Origin of the sequence: Vibrio natriegens NBRC 15636 = ATCC 14048 = DSM 759, from assembly GCF_035621455.1 — a bacterium.
Lineage (GTDB): Bacteria > Pseudomonadota > Gammaproteobacteria > Enterobacterales > Vibrionaceae > Vibrio > Vibrio natriegens.
Map to the genome: position 1 here is coordinate 1,142,584 of NZ_CP141822.1, position 22,701 is coordinate 1,165,284.

Annotated in this window: 20 protein-coding genes and 1 tRNA gene; 13 read left to right on the plus strand and 8 right to left on the minus strand. The window is 45.6% G+C overall.

Going from position 1 to position 22,701, the window contains the following annotated elements; all coding sequences use genetic code 11:
- The first annotated feature begins 4 nt into the window (after positions 1 to 4).
- Complete coding sequence (locus VER99_RS05255) at positions 5 to 1,168, plus strand: glutathionylspermidine synthase family protein (RefSeq protein WP_020332899.1); 1,164 nt, start codon at positions 5 to 7, stop codon at positions 1,166 to 1,168.
- Between the two features lie 85 nt (positions 1,169 to 1,253).
- On the opposite strand, the gene VER99_RS05260 is transcribed toward VER99_RS05255, so the two are convergent.
- From VER99_RS05260 to VER99_RS05285, 6 genes are all read right to left on the minus strand, one after another.
- On the minus strand, positions 1,254 to 1,715 hold the full coding sequence (locus tag VER99_RS05260) for a copper chaperone PCu(A)C (RefSeq protein ID WP_014231371.1): 462 nt from the start codon (positions 1,713 to 1,715) through the stop codon (positions 1,254 to 1,256).
- Positions 1,716 to 1,750: 35 nt separating this feature from the next.
- Positions 1,751 to 2,908 carry a TonB-dependent receptor gene (locus tag VER99_RS05265; RefSeq protein WP_020332900.1) on the minus strand — a complete coding sequence of 386 codons (1,158 nt, stop codon included), beginning with the start codon at positions 2,906 to 2,908 and terminating at the stop codon, positions 1,751 to 1,753.
- Positions 2,905 to 4,068 (minus strand): methanobactin export MATE transporter MbnM, encoded by a 1,164-nt coding sequence (locus VER99_RS05270; RefSeq protein WP_020332901.1) that lies wholly within the window; start codon positions 4,066 to 4,068, stop codon positions 2,905 to 2,907. Before VER99_RS05270 ends, VER99_RS05265 begins: the two co-directional genes overlap by 4 nt.
- A gap of 5 nt (positions 4,069 to 4,073) precedes the next feature.
- On the minus strand, positions 4,074 to 4,970 hold the full coding sequence (locus VER99_RS05275; protein WP_020332902.1) for an MbnP family copper-binding protein: 897 nt from the start codon (positions 4,968 to 4,970) through the stop codon (positions 4,074 to 4,076).
- Positions 4,971 to 5,105: 135 nt separating this feature from the next.
- Positions 5,106 to 5,519 carry a hypothetical protein gene (locus VER99_RS05280; RefSeq protein WP_020332903.1) on the minus strand — a complete coding sequence of 138 codons (414 nt, stop codon included), beginning with the start codon at positions 5,517 to 5,519 and terminating at the stop codon, positions 5,106 to 5,108.
- Between the two features lie 241 nt (positions 5,520 to 5,760).
- Positions 5,761 to 6,372: a YecA/YgfB family protein gene (locus VER99_RS05285; RefSeq protein WP_024372719.1), complete on the minus strand. Its 612-nt coding sequence runs from the start codon at positions 6,370 to 6,372 to the stop codon at positions 5,761 to 5,763.
- Positions 6,373 to 6,424: 52 nt separating this feature from the next.
- On the opposite strand from VER99_RS05285, the gene VER99_RS05290 reads away from it, so the two are divergent.
- The 6 genes from VER99_RS05290 (at position 6,425) to VER99_RS05315 (ending at position 14,378) form a co-directional block, all read left to right on the plus strand.
- Complete coding sequence (locus VER99_RS05290; RefSeq protein WP_020332905.1) at positions 6,425 to 8,851, plus strand: hybrid sensor histidine kinase/response regulator; 2,427 nt, start codon at positions 6,425 to 6,427, stop codon at positions 8,849 to 8,851.
- Positions 8,852 to 9,265: 414 nt separating this feature from the next.
- Positions 9,266 to 9,715, plus strand: coding sequence for an L-alanine exporter AlaE (locus tag VER99_RS05295; RefSeq protein ID WP_014231378.1), 450 nt, complete (start codon positions 9,266 to 9,268; stop codon positions 9,713 to 9,715).
- A 144-nt stretch (positions 9,716 to 9,859) separates the two neighbouring features.
- Positions 9,860 to 9,947: transfer RNA gene (locus VER99_RS05300), tRNA-Ser, on the plus strand.
- Between the two features lie 186 nt (positions 9,948 to 10,133).
- Positions 10,134 to 10,745, plus strand: a complete 612-nt coding sequence (locus tag VER99_RS05305) for a class I SAM-dependent methyltransferase (RefSeq protein ID WP_024372720.1) — start codon at positions 10,134 to 10,136, stop codon at positions 10,743 to 10,745.
- Entirely contained in the window at positions 10,745 to 11,872 is a 1,128-nt protein-coding gene (locus VER99_RS05310; protein WP_024372721.1) for an HNH endonuclease, read from the plus strand. The genes VER99_RS05305 and VER99_RS05310 overlap by 1 nt, the downstream gene beginning before the upstream one ends.
- Before the next feature lie 115 nt (positions 11,873 to 11,987).
- The gene (locus VER99_RS05315; protein ID WP_020332908.1) at positions 11,988 to 14,378 is read left to right on the plus strand and encodes a S8 family serine peptidase; all 2,391 of its coding nucleotides are present in this window, start codon (positions 11,988 to 11,990) and stop codon (positions 14,376 to 14,378) included.
- 87 nt (positions 14,379 to 14,465) lie between these two features.
- On the opposite strand, the gene VER99_RS05320 is transcribed toward VER99_RS05315, so the two are convergent.
- The gene (locus tag VER99_RS05320; protein ID WP_020332909.1) at positions 14,466 to 15,386 is read right to left on the minus strand and encodes a LysR substrate-binding domain-containing protein; all 921 of its coding nucleotides are present in this window, start codon (positions 15,384 to 15,386) and stop codon (positions 14,466 to 14,468) included.
- Positions 15,387 to 15,620: 234 nt separating this feature from the next.
- Here VER99_RS05320 and mdcA point away from each other — a divergent pair, with 234 nt between their 5' ends.
- The 6 genes from mdcA to VER99_RS05350 all read left to right on the plus strand — a co-directional run bounded on the left by mdcA (position 15,621) and on the right by VER99_RS05350 (position 21,895).
- Positions 15,621 to 17,273 (plus strand): malonate decarboxylase subunit alpha, encoded by a 1,653-nt coding sequence (mdcA, locus tag VER99_RS05325; RefSeq protein ID WP_020332910.1) that lies wholly within the window; start codon positions 15,621 to 15,623, stop codon positions 17,271 to 17,273.
- A gap of 90 nt (positions 17,274 to 17,363) precedes the next feature.
- Positions 17,364 to 18,275: a triphosphoribosyl-dephospho-CoA synthase gene (locus VER99_RS05330; RefSeq protein ID WP_020332911.1), complete on the plus strand. Its 912-nt coding sequence runs from the start codon at positions 17,364 to 17,366 to the stop codon at positions 18,273 to 18,275.
- 36 nt (positions 18,276 to 18,311) lie between these two features.
- On the plus strand, positions 18,312 to 19,466 hold the full coding sequence (locus tag VER99_RS05335) for a biotin-independent malonate decarboxylase subunit beta (protein WP_020332912.1): 1,155 nt from the start codon (positions 18,312 to 18,314) through the stop codon (positions 19,464 to 19,466).
- Complete coding sequence (gene mdcE, locus VER99_RS05340; RefSeq protein ID WP_020332913.1) at positions 19,459 to 20,259, plus strand: biotin-independent malonate decarboxylase subunit gamma; 801 nt, start codon at positions 19,459 to 19,461, stop codon at positions 20,257 to 20,259. The genes VER99_RS05335 and mdcE overlap by 8 nt, the downstream gene beginning before the upstream one ends.
- 16 nt (positions 20,260 to 20,275) lie before the next feature.
- Positions 20,276 to 20,896 carry a malonate decarboxylase holo-ACP synthase gene (locus VER99_RS05345; protein ID WP_236614637.1) on the plus strand — a complete coding sequence of 207 codons (621 nt, stop codon included), beginning with the start codon at positions 20,276 to 20,278 and terminating at the stop codon, positions 20,894 to 20,896.
- A 75-nt stretch (positions 20,897 to 20,971) separates the two neighbouring features.
- The gene (locus VER99_RS05350) at positions 20,972 to 21,895 is read left to right on the plus strand and encodes an ACP S-malonyltransferase (protein ID WP_024372831.1); all 924 of its coding nucleotides are present in this window, start codon (positions 20,972 to 20,974) and stop codon (positions 21,893 to 21,895) included.
- Positions 21,896 to 22,136: 241 nt separating this feature from the next.
- Here the strand turns inward: VER99_RS05350 and VER99_RS05355 are convergent, their stop codons facing one another.
- A complete protein-coding gene (locus tag VER99_RS05355) occupies positions 22,137 to 22,676 on the minus strand; it encodes a helix-turn-helix domain-containing protein (RefSeq protein WP_014231447.1) in 540 nt (179 codons plus the stop codon).
- Positions 22,677 to 22,701: the final 25 nt, after the last annotated feature.

Below are 22,701 nucleotides of genomic sequence, written 5' to 3' on the forward strand. Positions count from 1 at the left end.
CACTATGTTTCGAAGAGAAATACAAGAAAGAGAAAACTGGCGTGAACTGGCACGCCAGTTTGGTTTTGGCTTCCATTCCATGTACGACCAACCTTACTGGGATGAGACCGCGTATTATCAGTTTACTCTGGCGCAGATCGAACAGGATCTTGAAGATCCCACAGAAGAGCTGCACCAGATGTGCCTCGAAATTGTTGACCAAGTGGTACGCAGTGAAGAGTTACTGACGAAATGTGCGATTCCTGAAGTTATGTGGTCCCAGGTCGCTTCCTCATGGAAACGCAATGAACCCTCCCTCTATTCACGAATGGATTTCGCCTACAACGGATCTGGGCCAGCGAAGCTTCTGGAAAACAATGCGGATACGCCGACGTCATTATTTGAGACTGGATTCTGGCAATGGGTGTGGCTTGAAGATGTGGTGAATAAAGGGCGAATTCACCAAAGTGCAGATCAATTCAATATACTGCAAGATTTCCTTATCGAGCGCTTTGCTGAGATTGCCAAGCTACAGCCGGGACAAACGCTGCATTTCAGTTGCTGCAAATATACCGAAGAAGACAAAGGTACCGTTCAATATCTTGAAGATTGTGCTCGGGAGGCTGGGTTATCAACGGCTTTTGTCTACGTTGAAGACATTGGCGTGACGGAAGAGGGGATATTTGTTGATGCGGACAACCGAGCTATTCGCTGGATGTTCAAACTCTACCCTTGGGAGTTTATGTTTGAGGATGCGTACAGCACTTATCTCTCAACTGCGAACGTTAACTGGTTAGAGCCGATGTGGAAGTCCATTCTTTCGAATAAAGCTTTGCTGCCATTACTTTGGCAACGCTTTCCTAATCACCCCAATTTACTGCCTGCCTATTTTGCTGAGGATCCCAAAGCGGCAAGCTTAAAAGACTATGTGATAAAGCCGCTATTTTCACGTGAAGGCGCGAATATCGAGATAGTGAAAAATGGTCAGCGCGTGGTTAAAACGCCAGGACCTTATGAATCGAGCAAAAACATTGTTCAGCAATATCATCCGTTACCGAAGTTTGGACAAAGTCATACGCTTATCGGCAGCTGGCTGATTAACGACCGAGCCGCGGGTATTTCGATTCGTGAGGACAGCAATTTAGTTACTCAGGATATGGCGCGTTATATTCCTCACGTGATTCTATAGTGCCAGGCTCCTCCGTCGGATGAGAAGAGGCGAATTCACGAAGAGGGATATAAGGAGCCTTCCCAACCGAAAGGCTCCTTCAATGTTAATGTGAATGAAGGTAGGTATTCACTTCTACAGCGAGTTCTATTTCTACTTTTCCTGCGTTTCTAAATTCAAGCGTCATAGGAAAACGCTCGCCCTGTTTGAATGATTGCTCGGGATTGAAGATCATCAAGTGATAGCCGCCTGGCTCAAACATCACACTTTTCATTGTGCCTACCCGGACATTTTCGATTTTCTTCATTTTCATCACACCATCACTCATTTCATGCTGATGAATCTCCACTCGCTCAGCAACTGGTGTTGTCGCGCTGATCAAAAAATCATCTCTGGTGGACAGGTTCTTTAGCTGAAAGAAACCCGCGATTACGGTTGCATTGGGTGGCGCTTCCCGGCTCCAAGGATGGTCGATTTTAATGCTGTTTGTCGTGTATTCATGGGCACTGGCTGCGGAAGTGAGCAGTGCTGCGATACATAACGTGAAGCGGCTGAGGTATTTTTTCATAACTGTCTCTTTTATTTAACCTAAACTGAGCTGATTTATTGAGTTGACCATGTCACGCCGCCTTGATACACAAGCCAAAACGCAGCTTGTTCGGTCTGTAAAATGGATTCGTAGCTGGCTTGCAATCGCAACAGTTGATAAGGGGCAAAACGCCAGTTAGCGATAGCACTGAATCGCTGTGGAGTATGGCCTGTTGAATTTAATACTGTTTCGATCTCTTCGCTTGTATTGGTGACGTCGTTATCGGTAAGAAGCCAGTCATAGCGAGCGCCGAGCTCCAGATTGTTGTACTGCCAACTTACCTGTGTGGTAATACCATGCTGAAATGCATCGAGTTCTGTTGTGATCTGTTGCGAGTCGATTAGCGTGGAATCAATAGATTGGCCCATCCACTCAAGCTCCCAATTAAAGTCATGCCACTCCAGGCTGCCACCAATACTGACCAACGTGGTATCCCCATCAAAAATCAGCCCGTCAGTCTCCAGAAGAGAGTGTGAGTGACCGTCGGAGTCTTGCTGACTTCGCTGTGTTGCTTCAAAGTAGGCGGCACTAGAGACGATTTTCAGTTGGTAATCATTTCGAAAATGGAACCATTGATAATGAAGGCCATAAGCCGAAGGTGAAGCGGAACTGTCATCAAATTGCGCTGGGAAGTTATTTCCCCGCCCAACCCAGAAGGTGAGATCGTAACTGTTCCGAGCATAAGATATTTGCACGCTGTCATCGGTATATTGGCTACCTAAAAAGGCCTGCTGAGTCAATGACGTATCTATAAATCGCCAGTCATGCTCATGAGTACTGTTATACAGACCAATTTGACTGAGTTGACGACCGACGCGTAACGTCCAATCCTGATGTAGGTAAGGCTGAAGCCAGAGCTCTTCTAACTCGATAGACTCACCGTGATGACTGCCTATTATCAGTTTGGTCGCCAGAATGTTATCTAAGCTGGCTAAAAAACCGAGTTCACCATGCATAAACTGTAAGCCTTCTTCATAGTGGAAAGCACTATTGTCGGTTATCACGCCGGGAATCGCGTAGGCAGACTCTCTGTCCGTTTGATAGTAACCAAACTGAGCAAAAATATTGGTCTGGAGATTCACTTTGTCCAGTAGGTTCGGTTCTGCCTCGAGTTCCGCTCGTAGAGGATTTACGATAAACAATAAAGCGAGCAAAGCTAGTAAACGAATCATTGCGCTTCCTCCCCAACAAATGGGTTGGCATAGCGAGGGTTGGAGATGAACACCTCATCGCTTAACGCATTTAAAAACGCCAGCATGTCTTCTTTTTCCTCTTGGCTTAACGTGAAGCCTTTAACAAATTCACTTTTATTTGGGTTATTACGCCCGTCTCCCTGATTCTCACCTGAGGTGATATTTCTCCCACCATTGGCGTAGAAATCCAATACCTCACCGAGAGTTTCGATGCTTCCATCGTGCATATACGGCGCGGTGTAAGCGACATTTCTCAGCGTTGGTGGTCGGAACTTTCCTTTGTCTTTAGGATCTTGCGTGACGGTGAACAGGCCATTGTCCTCTGTGGGATAGCTCCCTTCCGAGTCTAGGTTGTATAAGCCCGTGTTGAAGAAGGGCCGAGAGACAAACACAGAATCATCGTGCAGAGTTGAATCACTAAAATTAAACCCGCTGTGGCAATGGAAACATTCCGTTTTCTCGTTGTTGAACAGATCTTGGCCACGCATCGCAGCACTGCTCATCGTGCCGCGATCAAAATCAGAGTCTTTAGAAATCAATGCGCGAGTAAACACACCGAGTGCTTTGATGATGTTAGGGAAGGTCACCGTATCCTGCTGGTCGGGAAACGCGGCATTAAACAAGTTTTGGTACCTGACATCAGTAGCAAAGCGCTCCAGAATCTCGGTTCGATTTGAATCGTTAATGCCCAGTTCGACAGGAAACTCTCCAAAGAGAGGAATCACCAACTGCTGTTCAATCTCTTTCAAGATTGGGTTCGCCCAGGTGTAAGATGCGTTGTAGGCCACATTGGTTAATGTTTGGGAGTTCCTATGCAGCACTTCACCCGTTGAACCAGTTGGTAGTTTTACCCCATCAGAAAACGCCAGTGCCTGCTGGTGGCAGGATTCGCATGACATTGTTTGGTTGCCAGAAAGCTTAGTGTCATAAAAAAGATGTCTGCCAAGTTGGAATTTTTCCTCAGTTGCCACGTTATCTGACGGTTCTTTCGGCTTAGGAAGAGAGCCGGTTTGAAAGTCAAAACCAAACTCATTCACCGGGTTTGATGGGGTGGCGTCATAACTTGATTCGCTGTCACAGCCTACGATCGTGAATATCGTGAGCGATGCCAGCAAACCGAACTTGTGGTTTGCTGACATAAGGCTTACTCCACCGATACCCAGGATTGAGAACTACTGCAATCACCCGCGGTACATTCACCTGTGACTAAATCCAGTCCGAGGTTGTCGAATACGCCCTGGCATTCTGGATCAACACTGGATGACATACAGCCGAGCGGAGTGTCAGCGGTGTTAAATGTGATATCACTGTTGGCAACAAGGCGTTGGTAATCAAACACGATAACGTTAGTTGATGGGTTGAAATCATCGAACTGGTAGCTAGGGCGATTTGGGCGTGATGAATCGCAATCAACGGTTTCGGTGTTGGCGTCAATCACTTCACAACCCGTTGTCCCCAGATGGATATTCCAGCCAGCTACATCCATGCGCAGGTGTTTATGCCCGTTCTGCCAGCTCCAGTTCATCCCCATCACATCGAGCGGAGAGATTGCATCGTCACCATCGATACCAACGTGATTTAACTCCGCAGGCACGCCGAGCGTAAAGCGAATACCTGTGTAGTTGCCTTTTGGTACTTGCCCTGTGATTTGATTGTTTAGCGCTTCGTTACCGTTCGCGCAGCTATCCGTGCCTGTCTCAAAATCCAATAGTGCGACATTCTGGTATTGCCACTTACCATCTTGGATTAGTTCAAGTGGGGTAGCTGCGCCGTCGTCATCAAGCAGCTCTATTTCAGAGATATACATACGCACATCGGTAAATTCAGGCTGAGTGTTTTTGACTCCAGCGATCGCAGTGTCCATCACCTGGCATTGGATATCTTGCTCGCCAACCCGCGTCGCAAATTCGAGGGTAACATTTTGAATGGCAGGTTCGGCTGTTGCAGGCGAACTTGAATCAGAACCACCGTTGCAAGCGGTGAGTAAACCAAAGCTAAGTGCAGTAATGAGCGCTTTTGGGGTTTGTTTTTTGTTGAACATGGACTTTCCTTTCTAATTATTTTCCTTGGACGTCGATGAGTATTCAGACGTACAAATGCCTCCCGCAGCTTTATAAACAAAGGCGGGTAGAGTGGTTTGTTTTAGATAAATTAGGCGTGCGGCGTGAGAGCCGGACTAGGCAAGGAAAGCCGTTGGTGGTGATTGCTTGGGCGCTAATGAGAGATAGATTTTGCGCTGGCAATGGATGTGCGAGTAGTTAGCAAAGGGCGCGGTTACTCGGCATAGCCACAGAGCGACCGCAGCAATAACAATCGCAAGTAATGAGATTGAGAACTGACATACGTCTAACAGCGGGCAACTGAATTTAAGTGGATCATGAAAATCAGAGTTTGAAGGTGAACTGATAGTGTTATCTTCAATCAGCTCTTTGATGTCGACCCATTTAAAGCCTTCCGCAGTACAAAGAAGTATCTTTTCTCCCTGTGCTTCAGAGAGCCAGTTTTTGTTATGAACTTGTGATGGGTTAAGTGCCATTGTCGCCAGCAAATATATCTGAAACAGCAAAGCAGTAATGACGTATACCGCCATTACTTTTTGTATTACCTGCCGATTTGTCGCTATTTGCATCACAACATTCAATTAACCAAAATTGGGCGCAGATACTAACAAAGAAAGTAAGGAATTGTAATATTGTTTTTACAAAATAGTGACATGTGTAATTGGGATGAATTACTTACTGAAACAAATGTCGATGCGGTGAATGGTTTTCACGGGGAGGATAAGAAGAATACAAAAAGCCGCTGATGGGCAGCGGCTTAATGAGAAAGGATTATTGCTCTTCAGCGAGCGCGACGCCGCGTTGAGTCAGACCACAAAGCATGACTGGCATTGCGTTGAAGATCTCTTCGAATTGCTCAAGCCCGACCATGCCTTGTTCAGCTAATGTTTCGATCGTGGTTTCTGGATCGTAAAGCATAGTCAGAGAAAGCAGCACACCACCAAGTAGCGCGTTATCCTCGCTTTCTTCAGGCATCAGTGTTTCCCAGTCGTCACGAGCCAACTGCCAGCCTTGTAATACACCCTCACAGAAGTCACGAGTGGTGGTGGTTACGATGTCTTTTTCATCCAGCGCGCAGCCTTCCGGCCAGCCCCATGAACCTTCTAGCAACGCAGGGCGAGTTTGGTTCCACATTTGTACAATTCCATCAATGTACAGTTCTAATTGTTCACCATCACTAAAAGGTGCTGTCTCTTCTCCACCCCACAAGAATGGTAGCCACTCTTGAGGCATCAATACATTTGGTGCTGAAGCCATCGCAGTGACAAAGCCTTGAGTTTTCGCTAGATTTAGTAGTTTTCCATCAAGTTCTGGAAGAGAAAGAATGTCTTGTAGTTTCAAAATAGAATACCATTTGTTCATGGGCTGGTTGGTTGCGGCCATCTTACCAATCAATTAACGATAAATCGATATTAGGGAAGATTTGTTAACACCTATGGAAATTCGCTCATCACTCCGCCGAAAAAGTATTTTCGCACTGACGCTTTACCTTTGCTTCTTTATCGCAACGGTTGGCTCGGTGGTGTACTTTGTGCTTGAGCCGCCAGTGCGTGAAAAACTAGAACAAAACCTCGATTTACGAACGCAACTGCTAGCTTCTCAGATTAAAGAACCGTTGCTTGCGTCAACCAGTGTCCTTAACAGCCTCGTAGGCCTGGCTCAAAGCCCCAATCAAACTGGCTCTTTCAGTACGACTATCCCTCAAATCTTACGCTTAAGCGGTGACATGCTTGTCAGCGGTGGTTTGTGGCCAAAGCCTGAACAACTTGCTGACCAACGGAAGTATACCAGCCTGTTTTTCAACAAGAATCTGGATGGCAGTATCGATCAAATTCATTCGTACAATAACCCTCAATCGGCTGGATACGATAAAGAACCTTGGTATGTCGTTGCTGCCAATGCGTCAGCAGGCTCTATTCGCTGGTCTTCGGTTTACATCGATACTTTCACCCAAGTTCAAATGATCACCGCTTCTGCACCTTACTATAGAGACGGTGAGTTTGCAGGTGTAGCGACTGTGGATGTCTCTTTGGCAGCTTTGTTTCAGTTTATTCGAGAGCATACCAATCAATATTCTCTGGGCGTTAACATTAGAGATGCCAACTCAAACGTGATTATCGAACATAACTTCCAGCTGCGGAATGAGATGTATGTTAGTGAGCTTCACTTTGGAGAGTTCAACTGGCGAATGGAAGTGGTGAATGCGAAAGAGCGTGTGGCCGATCAGGTTTTTGCTCAGGTGATGAGTGTTGAGAGCGGCATCATTCCGTTTCTACTTCTATGTGTTTTGGTCGGTTACTACTTACTTAACCGTTATATCGTTGAGCCCATTGTCAAAATAGCGGCAAAAATTGATGACTCTAAAACGGGGGGAATCATCGATATCGAATATCACAGTGAAGATGAGATAGGGCACCTCATCAATAAATTTAATGAAAAGACCATTTATCTAGAACATGAAAAGATAAAAGCACAGGCATCAACCAACGCAAAGACCGCCTTTCTGGCGACGTTGTCTCATGAAATTCGTACACCGATGAACGGGGTTTTGGGTACCGCGCAAATACTTCTAAAGACCAAGCTAACCGACGAGCAAAGAAAGCAGTTAAGTACACTGTATGAATCAGGCGATCATATGATGACATTGCTTAACGAGATTCTGGATTACTCGAAAATAGAGCATGGCCACGTTGAATTTTCTAATTCACCATTTCCGATTGAATCGATTATTGGCAGCATGAAAAGTGTTTATCACACCTTATGTGAAGAGAAGGGGTTGCGCTTCCGTGTCGTTTCACAGGTACCATCCGGACGCTGGTATAACAACGACAAAGCACGATTGCGCCAGATCCTATTCAACTTGCTAAATAATGCCGTCAAGTTTACCGAACAGGGTGAAGTTGAAGTTAGATTAAGCGAACATGTTACTCCAAGTGCAACCAAACTGAGCATCGCGATTAAAGATACCGGTATTGGGATACCAAAAGAGGCTCAGAACCGGATCTTTCGTCCGTTTGAGCAAGCAGAATCTTCAACAACCAGACGCTTTGGCGGCACAGGGTTAGGGTTGGCGATTGTAAAAGAAATTGCCGAGAACATGGGCGGCAGTGTTTTGCTCGAAAGTAGGGAAAATGTTGGTACAACATTCACCGTAGAGATTGAGTTGACACCGTGCGAGCCGAGCCAAACGGGGACGGCACTTAAACATAAACTAGACTGCAATGGTTTACAGGCATTAATCGCAGAAGATAACACAACCAATGCCATGATCATGGAAACGTTTTTACGAGCCAAGGGTTTTGAATGTACACGAGTGGAGAATGGTCAGTTAGCCGTAGAGCAAGTGAGAAAGCAGCAGTTTGACCTAATAATGATGGATAACCACATGCCTGTACTAGATGGTATTGGTGCAATATCTGCTATCAGGGCAATGGATTCAGAAACAAAGTCAGTTCTCATCTTTGGTTGCACCGCAGATGTATTTAAAGAGACTCAAGAACTGATGACGGAAGCTGGGGTGGACCATATCATTGCTAAACCCGTTGTCGTGTCGGAACTCGACGACGCCCTGTATCGCCATGCAGACTTGCTCTATCAGTACCAAGACCCAAAAAGCAATAAGGCTAAGCATCCGTATCACATAAACACGGACTCATTACTACTTAGCTTTTACATTTCGCTTGATAATGACAACCTTCACCAAGCTCTGGAGGTCTTTTCTGACATCATCAAGCACATTACACCACACTCCAATCAGGAACTTGCACAAATTACTGCACGCATTGAAAGTAAATTACAGCGTCAGCAAGCACCAGAGCAAGCGGATGTTGATGCGCTAACAGTCATGCTTGCCACGCCTTAACATACCTGGCTTTCCAACTCGTTAGCCATTGTTGTGTAAAGACTATTGTTCTAGAAATTGGGAAGCTCTGAATTATGCCCTGCAGGTAGCATAAGCGAGTTATTTTTCGCATATTGTGCCAGATTTTGTTCTGTAAAATTACCTTTTCTCCTCCTCTAAATTCCTTATATAACGAAAATTTTTGGTTTTTTACGCCATTTTTGATCGAAAAAGTGCAGTTTTTGCCCGGATCGGTGAATTAAACTACTTTAGTTTCAAAATTTGGTTATAAATTTACATCTTCATTTTAAATATGGAACCATAAACTACAAACGTTGTGTTCTAATAGCGACATAATCTGGTTGGTTGCTATTTACATAGTTAATCATGTTTATTTTTTTGTTTATTGCAGTTTTTGATTTTAGAGGTTGCTAAATGAAGTCTCGTGGACCATTTTGTATTCGTAATGCCGCAGCGGATACTTTTGCTATGGTGGTTTTTTGCTTTGTCACAGGGATGATTATCGAGATTTTGATTTCAGGGATGACGTTTGAGCAGTCTCTGGCATCACGTACGTTGTCGATTCCAGTTAACATTGCTATCGCTTGGCCTTATGGTGTTTTCCGCGATTGGGTACTACGTCAAGGTAGTAAAGTTTCACCGTCTTCATTTATGAAAAACGTGTCTGACCTTATCGCCTATGTGCTTTTTCAATCTCCGGTTTACGCAGGTATTCTATTAGCCGTTGGTGCATCGACCGATCAAATCATTACCGCAGTTACGAGTAATGCGGTTGTATCTTGTGGAATGGGCGTTTTGTACGGCTACTTCTTAGACATGTGCCGCCGTTGGTTCCGAGTCCCTGGCTACAACCAAGGTGTTTAACTGCACCTGTTTTGTTCAATTTAGTTACTTAGTGAGCAAACAACAGAAAAACAGGACTTTTTTTCATTTTTAGCCTTGACCATAAGGCACATAATCATTAAATTAGCGCCTCGTTAGCCAACGATGCTAACCACAATTTGATTCGGTGAGTTGTCCGAGTGGCTGAAGGAGCACGCCTGGAAAGTGTGTATACGGCAACGTATCGAGAGTTCGAATCTCTCACTCACCGCCACATTCTTGAAAAAAGACGTCTTAGGACGTCTTTTTTTATATCTCAAAAACAACGAGTGATTTTTCGTTGTCTTCTCTGACTAGCTGTTGTGAGGTAAATCACAATAACTCATTATTTATTAATACTTAATCGCCTTATGCAACCATGCTATTTATCATCATTGAATGGTAGATGGTGGCTTGGTTCATGTCTGCAAATATCTCTTATTACGATAAAAATGCTGTTGAGCTAGCGAAGCAATATGACTCTCTTTCATTTGAGTCAGTGCACCGTTCATGGAAACAGTATTGGCCAGAAAAAGGCGCGAATGTTTTGGATGTTGGTGCAGGTTCTGGTCGGGATGCTCAGTGGTTTTCTGATCAAGGCTGCTTTGTTGTTGCTGTTGAACCTGCCAGTAATCTCCGTCAATTAGCCATTTCAAACTCCTCGGCGCAAATTGTATGGGTAGGGGAGTCACTGCCTGACTTGGTTCGTGTCAGTGAATTGCCGTACCAGTACGACCTTATTTTATTATCTGCAGTTTGGATGCATTTAACTACTAGGCAGCGAACTGAGGCGATGAGGGCTTTATCACTTCTATTATCTGACAGAGGAAAATTGGTGATTACGTTGCGTCAAGGGAGTTTTGATGATGGACGCGAGACATACGGTGTATCAGTAGCTGAAATAGAAAATATGGGTAGAAAACTCGGGCTCTCTGTCTGTCATGTTGTTGACGGAGAGGACGCTTTAAATCGACCGGAAGTTAAATGGCAAAGCGTGATTTTAGAAAACATTAAAACGTCGGAAGGTAAATGATGGCTCTGGAGTATTATTTAGAACGTTTTCAAAATTTAAAAATGAATAGTGCTGGTGGTCAAAAGAGCCCACATAAAGTCTGTATGTTACTGGCAGTAATGGATCTTATTCAAGCGGGGCATATTGTTTCCAACCAAATTACATTCAATCAAATACTTAAAGATCAGTTTACTCGCCATTTCAACACCTTTGCGCAAGATAAAGACAAAGATACGCCGGAAAATCCTTATTTTCATCTGAGAAGTGAAGGATTTTGGCACCTTTCATATAAAGATGGATATGATGAAAAGACCACAAGCCGATATTCATCGAAGTCTGTGGCTTATGCATTTATTGATGAAGAGCTATTTGCGTTCATGAAAAGTTATATTGTGTCTAATGAACTCAAACAAGCACTGATTTCAAATTTTTCAGATTTAGCAACGCTCTTTCGTCAATGGCTAGTCGATATTGGAAAATCCGATAAAACCGCAGTTAACTACCTTGGAGCTATTCGTGGCTCAATGTCTAATTGGTTGATCGAGGCGGGGGAAATTGATCAACCGCTAACTAATATTAATTCATATCGAAAATTTCTTGATTATAAAGAAAAGGTAAAGAGGTTAGAGGAGTTTCAAATTCGCGATGCGAAAGGCAAAGGAATGTACAGTGCCGCTCTATCTCATTACAACAAGTTTCTCGCTGATCTATCTCAAATCGATATTAACGCAGATATAAAGCAAGTCATGTCGGATAATACTTTATCGGAAACAGAAAAAACAATTTTGGTAAATACTAGGATGGGTCAAGGCCAGTTTCGGGCAAAGCTTATTCAAATGTGGGGCGGGTGTGCGGTTACTGGATATAGAAATACACAAATGTTGTTAGCTTCTCATATCAAGCCGTGGCGTGATTCAAATAATGAGGAGCGTCTGGATAAATTTAACGGGCTATTACTGTTGGCTAATTTGGATAAAGCTTTTGATATCGGTTTTATTTCTTTTGATGATGACGGAAAAGTTATGATCTCTAGCCACTTAGAAGATCCTTCTGTAATCGGGTTGAGAGAGGACATGTCTTTTAATCTTTATCCAGAGCATAAGTCGTATCTCGGTTATCATCGCGCAGAATTATTTAAGGGTTTTTAAGATAAATAAACCGTTATGAGCGTGTATCAAAAACACTTTTAAAGAATGCTATAGACAAAATCTGTCCTAGACTGACTAGTGAACTGTGTAAACACTCAATAAGAAGAGAACGACTATGTTTACTAGCACCTTTGTCAAAACAATAAGAGCGCAGACTAAAAAGTTGTGGTGTGTTTTGTTCCTCGCTCTTACCTCTATTCCAATTCATGCAGCCTCTCCTTCGGCTCGTGCTGAGCTTGAAAATAACCCATCATTAGCCTACTCATCAGAGTCGGTTCTGATACGTTTTAAACCTGAAGCCAGCGTGGCAAATAAACAACAAGCAAGGCAATTGGTTAACGGTAAAACGATGCGCCAATTTGCGATTGTGAATGCGCTTGAGCATCTTCAGTTAGGCCACGGGCGCAGTGTAGAAAAAGCGATTGAAACCTTACAGCGTTTGCCTTTTGTCGATTTCGTCGAACCTGATTATGTTATTCGTGCTTACATGGAACCCGATGATTATTACTACACGGAGGGGTTGCAATGGGCACCAGACAATGATGGCAGCTTTTATTTGAATTTGTGGGGGCCATTCTTAGGTACGTTGTTCCCAATAAAGGCGGGTGCGGATATTGATGCCAATTTAGCTTGGGACATCACCACGGGTAGCTCGGATGTCATTGTTGCGGTGATTGATACCGGGGTGGACTATAACCATGAAGATTTAGCAGGAAATATGTGGTCGAACACTGGCAGCCCTAGTGGAGTCCATGGTTATGACTTTTATAACGACGATAATAACCCTATGGATGAACATGGGCACGGAACCCATGTGGCCGGTACGATATGTGCCCAGGGTAATAACCAAGTCGGTGTCGCGGGCGTTGCGTGGCAATGCCAGATTATGGCGCTGCGTTTCCTAGGCGCTGATGGTTCAGGCTACACCAGTGATGCGATCAGCGCGATTGAGTATGCCGTAGAGAATGGCGCGAAAATTTCAAATAACAGCTGGGGAGGAGAGCCTGAATTTTCAAATGGACTCTACGCTGCAATACAAAGTACCGCGACGAGTAGCCACCTATTTATCGCTGCTGCTGGCAACGGAGGTAGCGATGGAATAGGGGATAATAACGATTCGACAGCAGATTACCCTTCATCCTTCGATTTAGATAACATCATTTCGGTTGCCTCAACAAACGCCAACGATGACCTTTCATCTTTTTCAAACTACGGTAGTAGCCGCGTTGATCTTGGCGCTCCGGGCGAAGACATCGTGAGTACTTATACGATAGCAGGTGACTATGAGATAGCATCAGGTACGTCAATGGCTGCACCTCATGTTGCTGGTGTCGCTGTTTTGGTGGCGAGCATGCATCCCGAATGGGGCTATGCAGACATTAAAAACCGTATTTTGAGCACGACTCGTCCACTGACATCTTTAGCAGGGAAAACAGTCACCGGAGGTGTTCTTAACGCTTTGAATGCGGTTCAAGAGCCCGCGACTTTACCCGCTGCGCCAACCTCACTCTCTGCGACGGCGGTCTCTGATACTGAAATCACGCTGACGTGGGAAGATAATTCGAATAATGAACAAGGGTTCCGTATAGAACGCAATAGTGGCTCTGGCTGGGAGGTAGATTTCGCCAGCGTTGGAGCGAATGTCACTACCTATAGTGATACGGGTTTAACAGCTGAAAACTCTTATGACTATCAAGTCGTTGCTTATAACGAAGTGGGTGATTCCGCCTATACAGATGTGGCGTCCGCGACGACAAAAAGTACGCCTTCTGAGACGGTTCAAACTACGGTAGCGAGCAGCGAAATATTTGGTGCAGGCACGGTAACGGGGAGTTATGCCGATACTGCAGAGGCTAATGATGGGAACGTTCAAACTATTGCTGAGCGTTTATCTGGAGGTAAACCAGCCAATCGTTATAGCTACCTACAACATACGTGGGTGTTTACAGGCGTTCCCGTAGGTACTTCCACACTAAATATTGTGGCTGGTTCCACTATTTCTTCAGACGGGGAAGCCTTTACATTTAGTTATTCTGTTGATGGTTCGAACTATTCGAAATTAAATGGGCTCTCTGTTAGTGGTGGAACGGAAAGCTACAGTGCCAATCTACCAGCGGGAGTCGATGGTACGGTTTATATCCGAGTTACAGATACTAATCAGCTTGCTGGTAACGATGTATTAGACGAAATATTTGTGGACCAGCTTGTGATCGAAACTGAAGTTGGGGGCATACCTCCTTCTGAACCTGAACCAGTCGTCCCAGTTCTTACATTGTTTGACCACTATCTATCCGGTAAACCTGATTGGCACAACGTTGTCTTAACCTGGGAAGACGCGTCAATGAGCGTAGATGTTTATCGCGATGGCAACCTTATCACGCCTAGCGTATCCGGAGGAACGTATAGGGATGAAAAAATAGGCAAAGGCAGTGCGACATATACTTATATGGTGTGTGAAGCTGGAACTACCAATTGTTCAAGTGAAGTCGTCGTTATTTTTGAATAGATAAACTTAGCTCTTTAATGATGCGCAAGGCTCGCTTTGAAAACCCCAGACCCATTGTCTGGGGTTTTCTGATTCTAGTTGTTAATTCTACGCTTTATGTTTGAGCGCGTATAATCGACATTCTGCGATACAACTCAGTATGCCTATTTCACGCTCTTTCGTTTTTAAGCAAACCAGAGACACGGTTTGAGGTTCGGGCTCGGGGTGAAGGGTATCGATATCAACAAACGTAACGTGTGGTTGGTATTTGTCTTTTAATCGTGCTGGTACGATCGAGTAGCCCACGCCAGATTGAATCATGTTCATTAGTGTAAAAATATCTTCCACCTGCATGCCGATATTAGGTTTAAGGTTGTCCCTTTCAAAGCACTTCATGCAATGTTCATAGGTAGCAAAGCCAGGCGATAGAGTGATGAGTTTTTCATTGGCGAGCTCTTCCAGTGCTATCTTGGTTTTGTTGGCAAAAGGCGAAGAGTTGGATAACGCAATCACCATGTGATCTTGATAGATCGGCATGACGGTATAGGTGCTATTCGCCGCGGTGTGCGGTTGCGCAATCAGTGCGACGTCTATTTCCATTTTGTCTAAGCGTTGCAGTAGCGTTTGGTTCGAGCCTTGGGTGATCGAAACCTGAAGCTCTGGTCGTCGATTTTGCAAACCTGAGACAACACTTGGAACCAGATCATACGTTAAGGAATACAAGCTACCTAATGCCAACTTGTCGGCTTGAATCCCCAGCTGTTCTTTCGCTTCTTTGATGGCGGAATCGAGTTCATTCAACAGCTTTTCTGAGTAGGTATACAAGGTTTCCGCACTTTTCAGCGGGCGGAGGGAACGGCCTTGAGTCTCGAAAAGTGGGCACTCAATCGCTTCTTCTAATGAGTGCAGCGCTTTATGCACACTCACCACACTAATATCCAAATTACTTGCAGCATCTTTCATGCTGTTGTGTTTCATAAACTCATGAAAAATCATTATTTTCTTTAACGTAACACCATCGTTAATCATGTTTGTTCGAATCCGTTCCAATGATGTCATCACCATAGCATTGTTAACTTTAGGTTAATAGTGTTGCTTGTCAGTTAATTGAATGTGGTCTCGTTCACGAGTAGTTTGAATCTATGGATAGATTCAGAGCGTTGTCACTGACATTAGTTCACGGAAAACAATGCCATGGAATAGCGGGTTATTTTTCAAATTAAAAAATAACAGCGTGATTGAAATAGATCGTGAGGCACTTTTATGACGGAAAAGAAGAAGTGGGATATTAAGCGCACCTTAAAACAGCAGCGAATTAAATCGGTTCATTCAATAACGGAAGGGAAGGTTATTCCAACCGAAAATATTGTTGAAGTGATGGAAAAAATTATCCAATCCGGTGATCGAGTTATCCTCGAAGGCAATAATCAAAAACAGGCTGACTTCTTGGCGCGCAGTCTAGAAAAAGTAAACCCCCAAACGGTGAATAATCTGCATATGATCATGCCGAGTGTGAGCTTGCCTGAGCATATGAATATTTTCGAAATGGGGATAGCCAAAAAGCTGGATTTCGCTTTTGCAGGAAAACAGAGCGTACGTATTTCTCAAATGCTCGCTGACGGAATACTAGAAGTTGGCGCCGTCCATACCTACATCGAACTCTACTCGCGTTTGTACTGCGATTTAATTCCCAATGTTGCCCTAGTGGCTGGCTACACAGCTGACAAAAAAGGCAATTTATATACAGGTCCATCAACGGAAGATACGCCTGCTCTGGTGGAAGCGCCTGCTTTTAAAGACGGCATCGTTATCGCTCAAGTTAACAAGATTGTGGACACGGTCGATGACTTACCACGTGTTGATATTCCTGGCGATTGGGTCGACTTTGTGGTTGAAGCTGACAAAGACTTCTTTATCGAACCGCTGTTCACTCGCGACCCCCGATTGATCAAAGACACCCATATTTTGATGGCGATGATGGCAATCAAAGGAATTTATGCCAAGCATAAAGTGCAAACCCTCAATCACGGTATTGGCTTTAATACCGCCGCGATCGAATTACTTCTTCCAACCTACGGCGAAAAACTGGGACTGAAAGGCAAGATCTGTCAGCACTGGACATTAAACCCGCATCCTACATTGATACCAGCGATCGAATCAGGCTGGGTTGAAAGCGTGCACTCGTTTGGTGGCGAATTAGGCATGGAAGAGTACGCCCGTCATCGACCAGATGTGTTCTTTACCGGATCCGATGGTTCCATGCGCTCGAACCGAACTATGTGTCAGATGGCTGGCCAGTTCGCAGCGGATATGTTTATAGGCGCTACGTTGCAAATGGATGCGGAAGGTAACTCGTCAACTGTGACGCATGGTCGATTGTCCGGCTTTGGTGGTGCGCCAAACATGGGGCACGATCCTCGTGGACGCCGACACGCGAGTGATGCCTGGATGGATCTCATCACCGATCACGACCAAGACATCCTCAAAGGTAAAAAGCTGGTGGTTCAGATGGTCGAAACATTCCAAAGCGGGGAAAAGCCAACCTTCGTCGATAAGCTTGATGCGGTTGATGTTGGCCAGCACAGCAATATGCCAATCGCACCGGTTATGATTTATGGCGATGACGTGACCCACGTACTGACAGAAGAAGGCATCGCTTACCTCTACATGGCGCAGGACTTGGAAGAACGCAAACAGATGATTGCTGCGGTGGCTGGCGTTACTCATTTAGGGCAGACAATCACTAAGGATCAGATAGATAAACTCAGAGCGGAAGGCAAGGTCGCCACACCTCAGGAGCTGGGTATCAAACGCTCTGAAGCGACTCGTGACTTGTTAGCCGCGAAAAATATGAATGAGCTGGTTAAGTGGTCTGAAGGTTTGTACGAGCCGCCTGCGAAATTCCGCAGTTGGTAGGCAGATGGGTTTATAGAACAGCACTTGTTTATTAACCGCTCAGCAGTATTCGCAAGCGTGTAAGTAAGCAGTGAGGTAGAGGGAACGTTAATGTCGCATATTGCTCAGAAAGTCCGCCCAAATTGGGAGGAATACACAACGATTTCTCCGTTGGCAAATCAGATAGGTTTATTAGCGCGTGATGCGTTGGTCGCTGAAGTTATGTTATCGCCAAAACCTGGCTTAGTTGATCAGTGGAACAACGGGTCACACAGTGATTTGACTGTTGAATTGATGGTGCGTTCGGCCAACTGTCTTGCGCCTTATTTCGCGCAAATGGCGGCAGAAGGACAAAGGTATCACTCTGATCAGACTACGGATTCTTTGCTTGATCTGCGAGAGAGAATTGGTCGCATTGGCCGAGATGCCGAGTCGCAAATGATGATGGTGACCAATAATGTGAACACGCATCGTGGGGCGATTTGGGCGCTGGGTTTACTGGCTACATCCGCAGGGATGCTGGGTGAAAACGCAACGTCAAATGATCTGTGTGTGGTCGCCGGGCGCATCGCTTGTTTGCCGGATAAATTCGTCAAACAGACGTGGAGTAAAGGACTTAAGGCCACACGCCAATATCAGATCAACGGCGCTCGAGAGCAAGCTCAGAATGGGTTTCCTGCCATTTTAGACATCGCGTTTCCGGCTCTTTTCACCAGTCGGCAGAGTGGTGACTCTGAACCTCTTGCGCAGTTGAATGCGTTAGTAGCCCTGATGGCAGAACTGACCGATACGTGCGTGCTATCCAGATCTGGAATGAAGGGGTTAACACTGATGCAACAAGGCGCGAATGACATCATTCATGTTGGTGGAGTGGCGACGGCGTCAGGCTTTAGCAAGCTCATCGAATTGAACAGAGACATGGTTGCTATCAATGCTTCTCCGGGAGGCGCAGCTGATCTGTTAGCGGCGACACTCTTTGTCGATGCGATAGCAAATCGTAGCATCATTTTGGTTGATCAATGATTCCAGTTCATTGATTTATAAAGGAGATTATTAGCAATGGAACAACTGCAATTTACTTATCCCGGCCAGCACTCAGTTTCCAAAAACGTGCGGGTGGGTAATGTTGGGTCTGGTGACTTAGAAGTTTTGCTGCAACCAAACTCAAATCCACAAATCGACGTGAATATTTCGACTTCAATTAACCATCGTCATGAAGTTTGGCACGTGATTTTATCGCGTGCGTTTGAAGAGGTGAACGAAGCGATGACGGTCACCATTAATGATTTTGGCGCGACTCCCGGCGTGATTAACCTCAGGCTGGCTCAGGCACTCGAGCAGCTTGAGGAACAAATGAATCCTTCGTTCGATAACTCGGTAATGGGTCGCTCTTTTGTCGAAATGCCAGTACGTCAGCGTTGCCAGTTTCTGTTCGATGAAGGTTCAGTTACGGAGCTTTTGGGTTGTGAAGCACAGTTAACGTCCCCATGGCTACCTAAGCAAGGCATCGTTTCACAAAGTGATGATGGCGCGATTGTGATGCTAGGAAAAATTGATGGTCAGCGCGCCGTTGTTCTCGGAATAGAAGGTGGGTTTCAGGGCGGCGCGATTGGTGAAGTTTCTGGTGCAAAAATGGCAGCCGCTCTTGATCTCGCCCTGCAAGACAATCAACGCGGTGTAAAAACCCAAGTGGTCATTGTACTTGAAACCGGCGGTGTCCGATTACAGGAAGCCAATCTTGGTTTGGCAGCCATTGCCGATATCCACTCAGCTATTATCGGGCTAAATGATTATGTCCCTGTGGTGGGGATTGTGGCCGGAGCCGTGGGTTGTTTTGGTGGAATGTCGATAGCGGCGGGACTTTGCAGCAAGCTTATCGTCACCCGTGAAGCGCGACTTGGTTTGAATGGCCCTGCCGTTATTGAACAGGAAGCGGGGATCGCGGAATACGACGCTTCCGATCGACCTTTTATCTGGGGAATCACCGGTGGTGAGCAGAGATATCGAAGTAATTTGGTCGATCATTTAGTTGAAGATGATGCAAACGTGATTAAACAACAGCTTGTTGAGACACTTCAATCTGGCAAGCCACCAACAACCCGTAGTGAACAAATTGACCACTATTTATCGATATTGAATCAGGTAGATACATCGGTTCAAGCAACGCCTACACAGGTATGTTCAGATTTAGCAGGAGGAGAGGCTGATGAATAAACGAGGTGATATTTGGATGAAAGCACTGGCAGAGAATGGTCAGGTAGTCACCGGTTTTTCTCCATCGGTACAAGTCGTTGATGATCAGTTTAATGGCCTTCCTATTCGTTATATAAACGTGACTCAAGACCTCAATAATCCATTCCCACGAGCGAGAAATGGTGAAGTCGGGCTACTGGAAGGATGGAATGTTGCGAAGGCTGTGCGTCAGGTGGTTGAACGTGATCAAGACAGCCTTTCAAAGTCGATCATTGTCGCGGTTATTGATGTTCCTTCTCAGGCCTACGGTCGCCGCGAAGAGGCTTATGGCATTCATTTGTCATTGGCGGCTGCGGCTAATGCATACGCTCAGGCTCGTAAGACGGGTCACCCGGTGTTAGGTTTGATTGTGGGCAAAGCGATGTCAGGTGGCTTTCTTGCTCATGGCTATCAGGCGTCTCGATTGATTGCTTTGGATGATGAGCAGTGCAGTGTGCATGCGATGGGTAAAGCCTCGGCGGCGAAAGTGACGCTCAGAACCGTTGAACAGCTAGAATCACTCGCTGCTGAACATCCGCCGATGGCGTACGATATCAACAATTACAATTCGCTAGGGCTATTGTGGAAGTTGGTCTCGGTAGAGAATGCGCAGCAGCCTTCTAATCAGGATATTGACCATATTCGCTCTCTCTTTTCTGCGGCATTGGAAGATATCAAAGTCAACGGCAATGACTGGTCTCATCGCCTGCAAGGGGAGAACAGACAAGCAACCCGTCATATTCGAGAACAGATGCAACAAGCCTGGGTGTATTAAGGTAATGAGGAGGCTGATGATGCCTTTTAGCGCACATGATTTATTGTGGGTCGATGAAATAACCCTGGAAGGAAATGAATCGCCCAACTGGTACGCGAGCCATAATCAGTCTCTGCCAGTTGTTGTCCGCCGGGCTAGCCGACAAACCCTAATTCCCGTCGGCGTGAGAGGTAAAAACCGCAGTGAACGTTTGGCAGCATGGGCGTGTAAATCATCGGTCGTCAAGTCAGTTTCGCCTAGAGAGCTTGTTCAGTCAGAGCATGCACGGGCGTACTGGCACTCGAGTGAGTTAGTAGCTTTTCAAACGCTCACTGATGTGGATGCAATATGTCAGGCGTATGGAATTGAGTGGGGCGTCACAGGCAGTTTAGGTTACGAGTTGGCGACGGGAATGCCATGCGCGCATGAGGATAGTGATATCGACATGACCGTTTACTTATCAGAGCCGGTGCCAGTAGAAACGCTAACGTCTTTAAGCGATCAGCTAGACAAATTAGCGTGCAGGGTCGATACGCAAATAGAAACGCCTTTCGGGGCCGTCGCTTTAAGAGAGTGGGTTTTAGGCCGCGGAGAATCTAACGTTCTGATCAAAACGGACGAGGGCCCGCTACTGACGGATAATCCTTGGGCTCGTTAGTCCGTAAATTCCCCCCTTTCTAGCCCAGTTTCCGCAGTACTACTGGGCATCCTCTCACTTCTGAGAACACATATTATGAGTATTCTAATGACCTTTCCCGGACAGGGAACACAACGCCCCAACATGATATCTGAGTTACCTTGTCACGCTGAGGTTGAATTGGCCTTGCAGCAGGTGGAAGAGGCATTGGGATATTCCCCAACTAAGTTTGATAGCCTTGATGAGAACAGCTCAAATAAGGATGTACAGTTAGCGCTTACCATTTCTGGGTATGTTCAGTATCGTTACCTGAAAGCCCACGGTGTGCAGCCAAACTATATGATGGGACTGTCAATCGGAGCGTTTACTGCCGCAATTTGCAGTGGCATTTTAGACTTGCAACAAGGGCTTAATATTGTTTCTTTGAGAGGCGAACTGATGGCTCAGGCTTATCCTAGCGGTTATGGCATGGCGGCGATAATTGGGCTTTCACAGAATCAGGTGAACGAACTTGTTTCGCAAGGGAGAGAGCAGGGGCTTTGCGTGTATGTGTCAAACGTCAATTCAGAGAATAAAACCATCCTATCAGGCAAGATTGATGATTTAGAGCAGATTTGCGAACGGGCTATAAAAATACAGTCACACAGCGCCCGACGCCTTAACGTTTCGGTGCCTTCGCACTGTGAGTTACTCGCGTCTCAGGCGGAAATTCTGTATGCCGAAATGCAAAAGGTGTCGATTAACCGCGCTAAGAGTATTTACGTCAGCGCCAACCGAGCCCGGGTGCTGCACGACTCTGAAAGCATACGTCGAGATTTAGCGTTCAATATGTGTCAAACGGTGAACCTCTGGGATACGTTGTCGATGATGGGACAACGTGGCGTAAAATTGGCAATGGAATGCGCTCCGGGAGCCGTACTCACGTCACTTTGCCAGTCATCAATGAATCAGACGCAGTGCGTCAGCCTTGACTCCACCAACTTAGACAACACCTTAGAGTGGGTAAAGAGAACACGCTAATTGATGAAGGGAACTCTCCAGCCATTTTACTCCAGGTAAAAAGAAGCCAGAGCATTACCACTCTGGCTAAACACAGGAAGAAATAAAGCCCAACTATTCGTTGCCAGAACACGACTGCTGAATGTTCTGTGTGGGGCATCGGCATATAAAATGTAGTCTTTAGTCTGAGACTTATACACTTTCTGAGGTCCTTTAAGTGCCCGAATGGGAGGTTCGTTCCAATCAACACTCGCAGGGATGGTCATCTCGGATAACAAACGATGTTTTGAAACGTTGCTGTTTCCGTTGCAGCTTCGTAGCCATGTGGTTGATCACTGAAGAAGCGGATGCTCTCTCCTGTAGTCAGGTGATGCCATTCATCGTTGAAGAACACATTCATCTCTCCTTTCAACACATGAATATGTTCGATGACGCCAACTCCATGCGGAGAGGACATTTGGCGATGATGATCAGTCAGCGTGATTTCGAACATTTCCAAACCTGAATCTGCTTTGTAAGGAAACAGCGTATTCACTTTCATCTTTGAGTCGTCGGGGAAGGCCTGATCTGCAGAGCGTAGCTCTGGGTCATTGGCAAAAAACGCCGAGAAAGATGTGTCCAGACCACTGGCTATTTTCCACAGAGTCGAAATCGTCGGGCTTGATTCTTCTCGCTCGATCTGCCCTAACATCGCTTTTGAAACCCCAGTCAGTTTAGAGGTCGCATCCAGACTCAATCCTCTTTTTTTCCTTTCAGACTTCAGGTGGTGAGCAATCTCGGATTTAAATGCTGATTCATTCATAACTAAATACCTTGTTGTGCGTTAT